At 69.4% G+C, this 13,353-nt stretch carries 8 protein-coding genes; 3 read left to right on the top strand and 5 right to left on the bottom strand.

Going from position 1 to position 13,353, the window contains the following annotated elements:
- The first annotated feature begins 165 nt into the window (after window positions 1-165).
- Window positions 166-516, top strand: a complete 351-nt coding sequence (locus BLU79_RS24235) for an antitoxin VbhA family protein (protein ID WP_093907972.1) — start codon at window positions 166-168, stop codon at window positions 514-516.
- Window positions 513-1,085: a Fic/DOC family protein gene (locus BLU79_RS24230; RefSeq protein ID WP_093907971.1), complete on the top strand. Its 573-nt coding sequence runs from the start codon at window positions 513-515 to the stop codon at window positions 1,083-1,085. The genes BLU79_RS24235 and BLU79_RS24230 overlap by 4 nt, the downstream gene beginning before the upstream one ends.
- An 89-nt stretch (window positions 1,086-1,174) precedes the next feature.
- Here the strand turns inward: BLU79_RS24230 and BLU79_RS50045 are convergent, their stop codons facing one another.
- Complete coding sequence (locus tag BLU79_RS50045; RefSeq protein WP_371131926.1) at window positions 1,175-1,288, bottom strand: hypothetical protein; 114 nt, start codon at window positions 1,286-1,288, stop codon at window positions 1,175-1,177.
- A gap of 1,212 nt (window positions 1,289-2,500) precedes the next feature.
- Between BLU79_RS50045 and BLU79_RS24220 the strand changes: the two genes are divergently transcribed.
- On the top strand, window positions 2,501-2,971 hold the full coding sequence (locus BLU79_RS24220) for a hypothetical protein (RefSeq protein WP_093907970.1): 471 nt from the start codon (window positions 2,501-2,503) through the stop codon (window positions 2,969-2,971).
- Window positions 2,972-3,094: 123 nt separating this feature from the next.
- Here BLU79_RS24220 and BLU79_RS24215 read toward each other — a convergent pair whose 3' ends face one another.
- Genes BLU79_RS24215 through BLU79_RS24200 form a run of 4 tightly spaced genes read right to left on the bottom strand, consistent with a single transcriptional unit; the run spans window position 3,095 to window position 13,243 of the window.
- Entirely contained in the window at window positions 3,095-5,224 is a 2,130-nt protein-coding gene (locus BLU79_RS24215; protein ID WP_093907969.1) for a DEAD/DEAH box helicase, read from the bottom strand.
- Complete coding sequence (gene brxD / locus BLU79_RS24210) at window positions 5,221-6,552, bottom strand: BREX system ATP-binding protein BrxD (RefSeq protein ID WP_093908136.1); 1,332 nt, start codon at window positions 6,550-6,552, stop codon at window positions 5,221-5,223. The genes BLU79_RS24215 and brxD overlap by 4 nt, the downstream gene beginning before the upstream one ends.
- Before the next feature lie 5 nt (window positions 6,553-6,557).
- Window positions 6,558-9,323: a BREX-2 system phosphatase PglZ gene (gene pglZ, locus BLU79_RS24205; protein ID WP_093907968.1), complete on the bottom strand. Its 2,766-nt coding sequence runs from the start codon at window positions 9,321-9,323 to the stop codon at window positions 6,558-6,560.
- Window positions 9,323-13,243: a BREX-2 system ATPase PglY family protein gene (locus BLU79_RS24200; RefSeq protein WP_093907967.1), complete on the bottom strand. Its 3,921-nt coding sequence runs from the start codon at window positions 13,241-13,243 to the stop codon at window positions 9,323-9,325. The genes pglZ and BLU79_RS24200 overlap by 1 nt, the downstream gene beginning before the upstream one ends.
- Window positions 13,244-13,353: the final 110 nt, after the last annotated feature.

Below are 13,353 nucleotides of genomic sequence, written 5' to 3'. Positions count from 1 at the left end.
TCCGGTTCAACCCCGCCGACATCGGCGAGGACGTCGCAGTCTCGCTGGTGGCAGCCTCCGGGACAGGGTTGGGGATACCTCCAAGGCCACCCGAGGCGGGACACTCACCGGAATCCGTACTAGAATCTGTACAGAATCAGGCCTCTATATGGGTACGGTGACAGCATGGAGATCCCTGAGGTCGTGACCGTCAGCGACGCGCGCGCGCGACTGTCGCGGATCCTGACTGACCTGTCGGAGTCCGGCGCGGATGCGCACCCGGTCCTGATCGGCGCCCACCGCAAACCCCAAGGCGTCCTCCTGTCCGTCGAGGCCTTCGAGGCGCTGAGCGGCCGAGCGGCACGACGTGCAGCTGTCGCCTCGGCCACCGGCTCCATCGAGGCCGAGCGGCTTCACGCCTCCGACGCCTCCGACCGCGACACCGAGGCGTACGTCAAGGGCGACCTCGACGTGGACACCCTTGTCGCCCGCGCGATCGCCCGCCACCGACAGACTTCGGAGCAGCGGGCCGGGTGAACGATCCGTACTCCATGCCCAACGGCGTGCTACGCAACAAGCTCGGCATCACCTCCCATCAGCTGCTAGCGGCAGCGGAGGCGGACATCACCCGGGCTCGCTTCGTCATGCTCGCCGTACGCCCCCTGCCCGGCGCGTACGACCTCGGCCATCTGCAGGCGTTCCATGCCGCGGTCTTCGGCGACATCTACCCGTGGGCAGGCGAGTTACGCACTGTGAACATCGCCAAGCGCACGCCGTTCTGCCCGGCGAGAAACCTGGTGCCCTATGCCGGAGAGATCTTCGGCCATCTCGCCTCATCCGGCCATCTGAGGGATCTCCCTCGGCAGGAATTCGTCATCCAACTCGCCGCGCTGTACGGCGACATGAACGTTCTCCACCCGTTCCGCGAGGGCAACGGCCGTGCCCAGCGGGCGTTCTTGGCCCAGCTCAGCGCAGACGCGGGATACGACCTGAACTGGTCGGGCATCGACCCCCAGCGCAACGAGGACGCCTCGGTGAAGAGTTTCCTCGGCGACAACAGCCTGTTGGAGCAGGTACTCGACGACCTCATCACCACCTCGAGGTGACGCCTCCGTCTCCCGACCGGCAGGCGCGTGGCAGGCCGAAATGGAATGCGCCGGTTCCCGTCTACCGGTAGACGATCTTCCCGCCGAACTCAGCGAAGCCGAGTTCTCGGAAGACAATCGGGCCCCTCGTTCTCACGGTCGGCCATCCACTCCAAGCGACTGCATCCCAGCCACTCGTCGGCGATGCCGCGGAGCTTCCTCATCAGTGCCTTGCCGACTCCCTGCCTACGAAGGGGGTCCCGACGTAGAGCTCCCTGAGGAAGAGAGAGTGAGAGGAACCTGCGGCCCGCCAGAGAAGCGAGTAGGCGGCCATGCCGACGATGTCACCCCGGCCGTCCTCCACGAGCAGGGCGGAAGCCAGTGGCGGGGAATCGAACAGGTCGTGTTTGGCTCGGTCAACGCGCGTTGCGACATCGCGATGCGGGTCGCCGAGCTGTGGGGGTGACGGCGCCGATGCCCGCGGTTCCCAGCCGTGCTGGCTCAGCGACCTCTGAACGTGCCGGATCCACCGTCCGCGGCTGGTGCGCCGCCGCATGCTGGCGGATTCTTCTCCCGGCCGCTCGGGCGACCTCCATGCTCATGCGGGCGGGCGGCTTTCGCCACGCTGCTCAGGGGAGTGAAGACGTAGCAGTAGCCGCAGTCGGGTCGCCACCAATCTCCGCCCCCACGCCCCATGGCTACTCTCGTGGCTACGTACGTAGCCACGCGACCCCGTTTGAACCGGTGCGGAGCGGGGTCTAACCTAGCCCCCGATTTCACAAAAAGCGCCCCTGCCCAGCATGTTCGCTGACCAGGGGTCCTGTGCGGCAGACGAGTCAGGCTATACGCCGGGGAGAGCCGTCGCAGGGCGTAATGTCCACCAGTGTGGCTACTTTGACGGCTACGCAAGCGCTGATGCGCCCCGCCCCCCATTACCGTCTTCGTAGCCCCGCAACGGGGTTACCGGCCTTCGGAGTTGGCATTACTACCTCCCCTTGTCGAGTGCATGGCCCGGGGGGGTGTCACCAACTCCGAAGGCACTTACAGACCGCTGATCCTCTGCCTTGCCCGACGCCGAGCGGACGTGCTCTTCGCGATGCTCCGCGACGGCACCTTCTACCAACCACCAACCCCGACTACCCCTTGACCAAAGGCATAGGGGCCCCCGGCACCAGCAAGTCCCTGCCCCGGCACCAAACCGTCCAGCAGAGCTGTGTCGCTTCTGGGGCAGTCGGTCCGCAGCGTCCAAACCCTCACTGAGCAGAGTGCAGGCCCTCGTCGGCGTACAGTTCGGGCCACGATCAACTGCTGGGCCCTGGTCATGGTCATCGCCTGGTGTTGCGCAATCTTCGTCTTCGGCGAGGATACGGCGGGGATGCTGAGAGCCTCGATCGCCGCGATGGAGCGGCATTCGCCGGGCTGAACGCCACTACTGCGTGATCGATGAAGCTGGTGCACACGGCGAGGCTGCCGGGGAACGCCTGGGGCAACCACTCACCCAGGAAGCCGGGGAAGAGGTAGCAGCAGACCTGGCGGATCTCGAAGCGATCGTCGGCGAGGTGCTGCAGTCGTTGGCGTCACTACGCCTGCTGAATCGGATTGTGGGCCGGGAGGCGGCCGTTGAGGTCGGCTCGTCGCCGGCCGACGTGTCCCGGCCTCGCGAGACCGAGCCGCGCGGGGTGCCATCCACGTACGGGGCCGACGCGGAGCACGACGGTCTCCTGGCAGTGGCGCACAGGGAACGCCTCACGGCTGTGGCCAAATATCTGGTCGTCGTCGTACGGCGGACGGCGAGGACCGGCTTCGCGGACGAGTGGTTTGCAGAGGATTCGCTGCGGATGGCAAGGGCGGCTCTTGTTCAATGGCTGAGGTGCCTGGAGCTGCAGCAGCACGACGTTGGGAGGTAAGCGGCAGTCTGCAGCGGCCCTCAACCGGAGGCGGAATCGGCCGACTCGCGTGAGGCTCGCTCAAAGCCTGTTTGCCCGAAGACTCACGCCCTGACGCAACTCCTGGCTTGACCCAAGCACTCATCATGGCCGTGCAACGAACCGCACGGGTTCAGACAGCACTCGCGCTACCGACTCCAGGTCCGCCAGCCGCCTTGCCAGCGTCGATTCGGCGAGCCTCGGCGGCAGTGCATCCGCGAACTTCAGTCCTTTGACCGCCCGCTCGTCGACCTCCGGCAGGCACAGATGGTCCGAGGCGGCGACCGAAACCTGTTTCCAGGCGTCCGGGCTGAGGTCCTCACGCAGCCGGATCCAGCAGTCGTTGATCTGCTGGGCAGGTACGGCGACCTCAGCGAGCGTCGCCGAGAGTGTGGCGTTCGCCCGATGGCCGGCCCATGTCCACCACCTCACGTATCCTCCGGAACCGCGGGTGATCACCGTGCCTCCGGGGTGCACCTCTTCCATGAAGTGCTCCCGTGCTTCGGCCAGGTACTTCTCCGCACGCGCCGTGAGGTCCACCGGCGGGTTAGCCCCGAGGAGCACTTCTCGTACTGCGCGGGTGAGTTCGAAGGAGATGCCGAAGTCGAGCCCGGCACCGCTCCACTTTGCTCTGCCGCCGCCGTCGACGGGTTCGACGAAGCACCGCTTGCGCTTCCAGTCGATGTACGTGACCTGCCAGCTCCGCCCGGCCAGGAGCAACCGCCTTGGTCCGTCGATCCGTTCGGTGAGAAGGCTCGGATCGGTCCTGCCGATCTCCCGGCGGCCTTGCAGCACGGTGAACTGGGGAGGCGCGGTGAAGACCGCCGTGAGGTTCATGAAGTGCCGGTGCCCGAAGCGCCGTTCCGCCTCGGGGCCGATGAACAGGAGTCCGCCGTCCTGGTTCAGGTAGCCGTTGTCGACCAGGTGCCGGACGATCGGCTCGGCGGACTGGCCGAACGGGCCGAGGCCATTCCACCACTCCTGCCAGAGACGGTCCCCGACCTGCGGTTCCTGCAGGCACAGCGCGAGAAGCTGTTGGGCCACGATGTGCCGCGGCTCCGGCGGGGCCACGACAGGCTCCACCCAGCCGCGCGACCACTGCAGGAGAAGGGCCGCGGCGCCGAGGAGTCCATCGCGGTCCAGCGCGAGGAACAGGCAGTTGCGTGACGTCCCGGGCCTGCGTCCGGTGCGGCCGAGCCGTTGCAGGAAGGAGGCGACGGTGAGCGGGGCGTCGATCTGGATGACCCGGTCCAGATCCCCGACGTCGATGCCGAGTTCGAGGGTACTCGTGGAGACGATGACACAGTCGCGGGCCTCGGCGAATGCCTGTTCCGCGCGACGGCGTTCGTCGACCGAAAGGGAGGCGTGCGAGAGGAAGGTCGTCACGCCCTTTGCTCGCAGCTTCTCGCCCAGCTCCTCGACGAGCCGACGGGACTCGCAGAAGACGAGCCGTTTCTCGCCGCGGTGCAGGGCCGCGATCACGGTGGCCGCGTTGTCGACGGAACCCACATAGTCGAGCTCGATGTCCGCCAGGGGCGGCGACATCGCTCCCTGTGTCTCCGGCTGCGGATCGGCCAGATGCGGTGCCACCACCACGGACGGCTGCTTCCCCGCTCCGGATCCCTGCAGCCACAGCAACAGCTCCTCAGGGTTACCGACCGTGGCGGACAGCCCGACGCGCTGGACGGGGCGTCCGACGACGCGCTGCAGCCGCTCCAGGACCGCGAGCAGATGCCAGCCCCGGTCGTCCCCGGCGAAGGCGTGCACCTCGTCGACGACCACGGTGCGCAGTCCGGAGAAGAAGGACGTGTGATCGACGTTCGCGCTCACCAGCATCGCCTCCAGCGACTCCGGCGTGGTGAGCAGGATGTCGGGCCGCGCGGCCAGGATCCGCTTCCGCGCGCCGGAGGTGACGTCCCCGTGCCACAGGGCGGCCGTGCGTCCGAGCCACGAGCTGTACGTCTCCAGCCGGGGCAGCAGGTTGTTCAGCAGCGCCTTGAGCGGACACACGTAGAGGACGGACGTCCCTGACCACTTCCGCTGCACCATCTTCGACAGCAGCGGAAACGAAGCGGCCTCTGTCTTCCCTCCGGCGGTGGGTGCCAGAAGGATCGCGTCGTCGCCCGCGAGCAGCGGCCCGATGGCCTCCTCCTGCAGAGGGCGCAGTCCGGGCCAGCCGAGCGTGTTGACGATGTGGTGGACCAGCGCGGGTTCGAGATCGTCGATGCCGCTCACGGCATCTCCAGGTCGATGTCGTCCGCGCGTGCGGCCGCCGCGTTGCGTTCCACTTCGGTCAGCTCGCCGTCCGCGATGGTGAGCGCGTAGTGCTTGCGCGGATCGAAGTCCTCGAACTCGTCCACCCGGTCCAACACATCGGCGACGAGCTTGCGCAGGAAGACGCGGGGCGCTACCCCGACCTTGCCCCCGAGTCCGCCGGTGACGGCAGTGGCGAGTTCCATGAGATAAGCGTCGTCCACCTGCTGCTCGACTCGCTGCGGATACCGGGCAGCACCCGCGTACAGGTCGCGCACCCGCCTGCCCAACTCGCCGAGCCGCTCCAAGTCGAAGCCCGCAAGCCGCAGTTGGACCGCTCGCGGAGAGTCGAATCGCGGGTCGGTGCTGAAGTCGGTCGCCAGCCGCTGCGCCAGCGGCGGAAGCCGCTGCACTCCCTGCTGACCGTCGAAGAATGCCGGGGTCCCGGTGATGACGAGAAACAGCCCGGGAAAGCGCCCCGCGTCAATCTCGTCGAGAAGCTGCCGTAGAGCGTTGAGCCCCTTCTCCCGCACATCACCACGTACCCGCTGGAGAGTCTCGATCTCGTCGAGGACGACCAGCAGGCCGGGATGGCCGCAGTCACGCAGCACCGTGAGCAGTCCCTGCAGGAAGCCGAGGGCCGCGAAGTGGTCGAGGTCTCCCCGGACTCCGGCGGCCCTACGGGCAGACGCCGCGACGGACTTCTGACCGCCGAGCCAGGCGATGAGGGCTTCGGCGGTCGCCGCGTCGTCGGCCGCGACCGCGCGCCGGTACCCGCGCAGCGCCGCGGCGAACGCCGGCGTGGTGCGGGCCACATCGGCAAGCCGACGCTCCATCAGTACGTCGACGGCCGCTGCCAGCGCCACCTCGTCGTCCTCGTCCACGTCCCCGTTGTCGAGGACCTCCTCCTCCAATGTGTAGAACCAGGAGTCGACGATCGCGCGCAGCGCACTGGGCTGGTGGGTCGCCGTGGACAGCCGCTCGGTGAGCCGGCGGTACACCGTCTCCAGCCGGTGCAGAGGTGTCTCCGTCTCGGAGATCTGCACCTCGGCCGTGGCGAGCCCGGCGCGCTTGGCCCGCTCGGCGAGCCAGCGTGCGAAGAAGGTCTTGCCGGATCCGTACTCGCCGCGGATGGCGTGGAAGGCGGCCCCGCCCCGCGCCACCGTGGCCACGTCCTCGTCGAGGGCGCCGGTGAACCGGTCGAGGCCGACCGCGAAGAGGTCGAGCCCGGAGTGCGGCACGGTGCCCCGGCGCAGTGCGTCGACGACCTCCCGCCGCCGGACCGCGCTCACGTCGGGCGACGGCGTCATCGGCGTCACGTCGGCTCCTTCGGGAAGAACTGGTCGCGCAGCAGGGTCACATCGAGTTTCACCGTGTGCCCGGCGTCGATGAAGCCGAGGACCGGGTAGCCCTCGATGTTGAGCAGCCGCTGCACGGTGGCGATGAACCCGTCGATGTTGCGCCGCACCCGCCCGGTCGCCGAGATGGCGCCAGCGAGCGCGGCCGGCGACATGGTGCCGCCCGCCCCGGCCAGCGCGTCGATGACGGCCGCCACGACCTTGCTCTCGGGAGCCTTGCGGACGTACTCCTTCTGCGCCTCGTACACCTCGCTGGCGACCACCCGCTCGCCCAGGGTGGCAGGGGCGGCTCCGTCCGCGGCCGGCACTACGACGTCGGCAGCGGCGAAGAGTCCTTCGCCCGCGTGCTGCTCCTTCGGCTTGCCCCGCTTCGGTTTGCGTGGTGGCTCCTGCGCTGCCACGGCCTCGGGCCGCCCGCCCTTGTAGGGGGCCCACCACCCAGGGACGGCCTGCTCCCGGGGCAGGGCCTCCCACCCCTTCGGCACCAGGTCGCGGTCGGGCACCAGGACGAGCAGCGGCACCGTGACCTCCGCGAGCGCGGCTCCGCCGTGGTACCCGGCCCGGCGGCCGGTGTAGCGGATGTCCTCCCGCCAGGGCGCGACGATGCTGCCGCCGCCTTCCAGGACGCGCGGCCCCGACAGCTGGACCTCGCCGTCCTTCGCCGCGCCGGTACGCCATCGGGCCGAGCCGGGCCCCGCGCTCTCGTCACCCCCAGGTCCTTGGCTGGCGCCCCTCTCCAGCACATGCCCGTGGTCCGCGACGAGCACGACCGGGCGCCCGTACCCCTTGGCCGCCGACAGCAGTTCTCGCAGGTAGGTGACGTCACCCAGGCTCCACTGGGTGCGCCGCCCCTGCTGGCCCTTGTCGAGGGCGTCGTCGATGGTGTTCAGTACGACGCCGACGACCGCATCCGAGGCGAGCGCGGCCATGATCTCCTCGGAGAGGAACCTTCCCGCTCCTCCCTCTATCCCGGCCTTGTGGAAGAGCAGCCCGTCGAGACGCCGCTGCTTCCAGAAGGCGGCGAAGCCCGAACTCTCCTTCGTCTGCCCGCCCTTGACCGCTGTTCCGGTGAGCAGGGACGCACGACTGACCTCGGTGACCGAGGGGAGCATGGAGACCGCGGCCATCCGCCGCGGCTCTTCTTCCGAGCCCGCCTTGCTGGGCACGGCCTCGGTCCAGCCCTCGCGCTCGACCTCCTCGCCCAGTTGGGCGGCGACGGCAGAGCTCATGCCGTCCAAGACCAGAACGAGCGGAGCCGTATCGCCGACCAGCGGCCTGACGGCTTCGGCCAGTACGTTCTCGACGACCAGGCAGCCGCCGGGGTGGAGCGCGGTGGCGTTCGGTACCCAGGAGGCGAGCCGCCGGGCGAACTCCTCGTCCAGCCACTCGCGCCGCTCTCGGGCCGCGTCGTACAGCGCGCGAAGGTCCTCGCCCACGGCGGCGTCACCCTCGGGGTCGCCGGCCCACAGAACGGCGAGCGCCCGGTCCGCCCAGCCCCAGTCCCCTGCCTGGTCCCGTACTCCGGCCGCCACCGACGCCACCGAGGGCCGCGGAAGGGACAGCCAGCGGGCGATGCGTACGGCCATCTCGGCCACGCCGACGCGGTCCGTGTTCAGCCGGGCCAGCATGTGCGCGTTCAGCTCGGACAGGGCCGCTTCCCCCGCTTCGGGGGAGGTACGGGCCGCTGCCGTCACGTGCCGCAGCTGGGCCGTGAAGCTGGACGGCAGGAAGCGGTTGGATTCGAGAGCCGTGGTGAGTCCGGCGTCCTCGGCGAGCTCGTCGGCGCGCTTGAGGACGGCGGAGACCCGCTCCAGTGCGTCGGCGTTGTGCCGGGCCTCCCCGATCCAGCGGATGAGGGCGCCCTCGACGGCCTCGGTGAAGGACTGCAGTTCGGTCCGGCGCGGCATCACCTGGCCGAACAGCCCGCCCACGGCGAGCACCACGTCCGGGCTCGCGGCCTGGTCGCGCAGGACGGCTCCCAGCAGACCGAGCGGCATCGCGTCCGGTCCGCGCCCGGTCTCGGCCAGGGACATCAGGACCGGTGCCGCCGGGCCCGTGGTCTCACCGAGCCACTTCTTCAGCTCATCCCGTTCGGTCTGGTCCAACTCAGCGAAGCGCAGGGGCCCCGCAGGTGTACGGGACCAGGTGAGCAAGGCGTCCAGATCGACGACTGTCCCCGCAGCCGGGGCCGCCCCGTCGTCGCCGTCGCCCAGCCCGAGCCGGGCCACGACCAGCGCGCGCAGCGCCGCGTCCCGCGTCAGGACGGAGCCCGCGCGTGTCCACCCCCGGGACGGCTCGGCGTCGAGCAGCGCCTCCAGCAGCCATCCTTCGTCGTACATGCGCGGATCGAGTCCGGCCGCTCCGAAGCGCTGCATGACGATTTCGGCGTTCTCCACCGTGAGCGTCTGCCGCCGTACCGCCTGCCCGCGCAGGTCCCAGCCGATCTGACCGTCGTCGACGCCGGTGGTGACGACGAGCAGGTCCGCACCGGCAGCCTTGTCCCGGTGCTTCGTCCACTCCTCGAGGATGCCCAGGACGGACGCCTGGTGGCTGACGCGGACGCGCCTCGTCTCCTCCCCCGTCCGCACGGTGAACTCCTCGGGCGCGCCGGCCGTGTAGCGCCCGTGCACCAGGACGAGACGCCGCTCTTTGAGCCCGGAGGCGTGCGTGGCGAGCAGGGCCTCGATGGTGCGGCGGCCCACCTGGGGCAGGGCGGCGCCCATCAGCGTCCGGTCTCCTGCTCCTGGTCGCCGGTGGGCACGGGGCGCCAGGTGACCTGGATGCGGGTGCCCGGATGGGTGGCGAGGTACGACCTGATCTCCTCCTCCACGTCGGCGACCGTGGCGGCGAGGGACGCTTCGAGCCGAGTGGGCTCGACGACATGCGGAGCCCCCGGGCGTACGGCGTGAGCGGGTACCTCGACCGGCCGCCCGCCACCGTCGACCTGCTGCGGCGTGTCCTCCGGCACGACGGGCACCGACGGGATCACCGGCTTCCCGTGTTCCGTGAAGCTGATGTCGTCGGCGGTCGGCTGTGGTTGTTGCGGCTGAGGTGGCACGGGCTGGGCGACCTGCGCGAGGCGTGCGACTTCGTTGACGAGGGCCAGCGCCCGGTCCTGGAGCTGTTCGAGTACGGGGACGAGCGAGCGGGCCTGCTCGTGGTCGTTCGCGGTCTCCTCGATGACCTGGATCAACCGTGCGGCCCGGTCGCCCACCCCGTCGTCCCGGCCGGTGAAGCCGCGCACGCTGCCCAGCAGCTTCCAGTTGGTGTCGTCGAGCGCGGCCAGCACCTCGGGGGCCTGCTTGAGGGCTGCCCCGATCTCCTGGTCGGTCACGTCGTACGCCACCGACGCGAGCTCGCGCACCACCAGGGCCGCGTCGTCGGTGCGCCCGAGCCGGGCCACGAGGTCCGCCGCGGCCTTCATGGACCTCATCCGCGGGGCGTCCGCCCCCTGGGGGCCCTGCAGCCCCAGTTCCCCGGCCCGCTTCTGCAGCACGGACCGGACCCCGCTCACGGCATCGCGATGCCTCTCGGCCACTTCCTTCACGCCGGTGGCGAGTTTGGCGACGTTCAGTGCGATGAGCGCGGGCGGTACGTGAACCCCGAAGATCCTTCCGGCCCGTTCACGCGCGGTCGCGAACTCCTCGTCGGTCGGCTTCTCGACGGCGCGCAGTCCGTAGCCGGGACCGATCTTGTCCAGCTCCGGCGCCTGCCGCAGCGGTGAGGTCTGGTACACCCACGTCCGGTCGTCGAGCAGTGCGTAGGTGGCGATGATCAGGTTGCTGACGTTCTTCTCCAGGCCGGTGAACCCGAGCTGGCCGATCCACCTGCGGATGTCCTCGACGGACAGGTCCGTCCCGGCGTGCGCGTCGGCGGCCTTCTGGTTGATCCGCAGCCGCCACTCACGGCTGACGTTCAGCGGACCGTCGTACACCTCGCCCAGTCCCAGCGGGTGCACGATCTTCTTCACCATGGCCAGCTGGTGGCTGTCGACGACGATGCGTCGCTCGCCGCTCTCCATGGCCCGGCCGATCCATTCGAGCGCCGTCTTCAGCTCGCGCAGGGTGACCGGCTTGCGGGTGAGGGCGGGGTCGAAGTCGGGGTGTTTCGGGTAGAGCACGGCGAACATCTCGTCCGCGAGGGCGTAGAGGTTCTTCTCGAAGCCGATTCCGGGCTCGGGCTTCTGCCGCGTGAAGCCGGGCCGCAGCGACCACACGTGCTGGTCCGCCGGGACCTCGGCTCCGACGTTCGCGGCCTCCGCCTTACTGATCCCGTACAACTGCTCCAGTACGGCGGAGAGTTGAGTGGTGAGATTGTCGCTCTGCGCCTTGAGCTGGTGGCGGATCTGGATCCGTTCCTCGGTCGGGCGGGTGGCGGTGACGTCGTCGAGTCGGTCGCGCTCCAGCAGATAGTTGATCTTCAGGAGTCGTCCGAGCTGCCGGGCCCGCTGCTCGGAGAAGAAGTCGGGCAGCCAGACGATGGTGTTCCCGGTCCGTCCCGACCGCTTCAGGGCCTCGATCCGGTGGACGTCCTCGATGGGCGAGCGCTGCGGCTCGTCGAAGGGATAGTCCAGTACGAAACGGATGTTGCCGTCCGTCTGCGGTTCGAACTGCTCGTCGGGCAGATGGGGATCCCGCACGTTCCCGAAGACGAACTCGGCGGTCCGCTTGGTGCCCCGCCAGACGATCTCGCGCTCGCACACGAACGCCTGTGTGTCCTTGATGCCGAAGGCCGCCCACAGCTGGTCCTTGACCCACTGCCGCCGGTGTCCGCCCTTGTCAGCGACCCCCTGGACCTCTTCGAGCAGCGGCTCGACGTCCAGGTCGGACAGGTGCAGATGGAACACCGGGTCGGCGTCGCCCTCGCTCCTCAGCTCCCCGAAACCCTGGGCCTGGAGGTCTCGCAGCGCCTTCACCGCGATCGATCCGGCCGACCCCACCCGGGCCCTGATCGTGCCGTGGTTGAGGGCGGCGAGCCGCCCACCGGTCAGCCGTGCCAGAGCCGGGACGTTGGGGGCGAGCGCGGCGAGCAGCAGCGTTTTGACGAGCCGGTCGTCCCGCCGGTAGCGCGGATCGTCGACGGACCCGTACTTCTCCAGCAGATGCGCCCGTACGCGCGCGTGGAAGCGGTGCGCGATCTCGGACTCGCGGCGCAGCTTGGCGGTGAACGCCTCGCCGGTGCCCGACGCTATGACGTCCCACAGATCGCCGAGCGGGATCAGCTCCCCCATCCTCAGGTCGTCGCGTCGGCGCCGCAGCAGTTCCTGGACGAGCTTGAGACCGGTGCGTTCGCGCTGGAGCGCTCCGGAGAGGTCTACGAGGACGTTGAGCAGCGCGGGCGAGAGCGGGTACAGGGTGCGGAAGTCGTCCCAGCTGGCCTCGGTCCGCCCGTGGGCGTCGAGCAGCACCTGCCGGACCTCGTCCTTGGACGACTCGACGAGCGTGAAGGCCTCGTCGCGGGCCGATTCCATCCCTGGCTTCGGTTCCAGCACACGGCGCTTGATGATCTCGACGAGGTTGCTGTCCTCCAGATTGACGACGTCGATGCGTCCGGCGAGATACTCGATCTGCTGTTCCAGGTTCTGCACCTCGGCGCCCGCCACGTCGGAGCCGATGAGCTGCGACAGGTCGCGCTGACGCGAGATGAAGGACACGATCGGTACGGGCCGGTCGGTGTCGCCGGACTCGATCAGCTTGACCAGCCGCTGCACCTGGTCGCGCACGAAGTCCTGCTCGCCCATGTGCGCCTGGAGCCAGAGGATCAGCTCGTCGAGGAAGAGCACGATGCCGTCGTAGCCGAGGGACTTGGCGTGCCGGGAGATGACCGACAGCCCGTTCTCCAGCGGCACGAAGGCGTCCTTGTCGCCGCGGGCTCCTTGCGCGTACGCCGCCATGGGCCCGGAGAGCAGGGCGGACACGAGCGCCTCGCGGTACGGGTCCCCGGCGGGCGCCTCGAAGGCACGGTCCAGGTCGGCGGAGGTCCAGCTCCCGGCGGCCGGGGCGGCGTCGTCCGCGTCCAGCATGTCGAGGTCGTCGTCATCGCCGTCCGCGCCGACGGCACCGCCGCCCGGGGTCACCACGGTGGCCCCGTCCCCGAGCCACTGCACGAACTTGGCATCGTCGGCGAGGAACTCCCGCTGCCTACGTGCGTCCGTGAGCGCGGAGTCGGCCCGGTAGACGGCGGGGGTCGGCTTGTTCCCGTCGAGGGAGCGCACGGCGTGGACGTAGCCGCCGAGGATGGCCGAGTCCAGGTCGGTGGAGCCCACGAGGTGGTAGGGCACCATGAGGAACTTGCTGTCGCGCAGCCAGTCGTCGTGCTCGGCAATGACCTCCTGCAGCCGCGGCTTGGAGCGGGCCGCAGCGCTGTTGTTCAGCACGGCATGCAGCACGGTCAGGAAGTGGCTCTTACCGGCACCGAACGAACCATGCAGATAGGCAGCGTGCGAGTTCCCCGACCTGACCGCCGCCCCGACCAGCCCGAGCGCGCTCCGGAAGGCCCCCTGCAGCTGCTCGGTGACCACGTACTCCGCGACGCGGGCATCGGTTTCCGTGAACCCGCCGGACAGCTCGACCTTGAAATCGCCGGCATGGACGTCTTCCTTGATGTCGATGACATCCCGCAGGAAGAGTTCGCTGGTGGGCATCCGGCTCTCGTTCCCTCACTCGGCAGCAGTCGGGGCGCGCCGATCTCCCCGATCTCACGCGCGACATCCAATCTTGCCAGTCTTGCCATGCCTTGTGCCCAGGCCAGACG

Origin of the sequence: Streptomyces sp. cf386, from assembly GCF_900103585.1 — a bacterium.
Taxonomy (GTDB): domain Bacteria; phylum Actinomycetota; class Actinomycetes; order Streptomycetales; family Streptomycetaceae; genus Streptomyces.
The sequence above is the reverse complement of the archived record's forward strand: the minus strand, read 5'-3'. Positions and strand labels throughout refer to the sequence as shown.

Excerpts from the sequence above, each read along its gene's own strand:
- BLU79_RS24235 (WP_093907972.1), top strand. The coding sequence starts at position 166 with ATGGAGATCCCTGAGGTCGTGACCGTCAGCGACGCGCGCGCGCGACTG.
- BLU79_RS24200 (WP_093907967.1), bottom strand. The coding sequence starts at position 13,243 with ATGCCCACCAGCGAACTCTTCCTGCGGGATGTCATCGACATCAAGGAA.
- brxD (WP_093908136.1), bottom strand. The coding sequence starts at position 6,552 with ATGACGCCGTCGCCCGACGTGAGCGCGGTCCGGCGGCGGGAGGTCGTC.
- pglZ (WP_093907968.1), bottom strand. The coding sequence starts at position 9,323 with ATGGGCGCCGCCCTGCCCCAGGTGGGCCGCCGCACCATCGAGGCCCTG.
- BLU79_RS50045 (WP_371131926.1), bottom strand. The coding sequence starts at position 1,288 with ATGAGGAAGCTCCGCGGCATCGCCGACGAGTGGCTGGGATGCAGTCGC.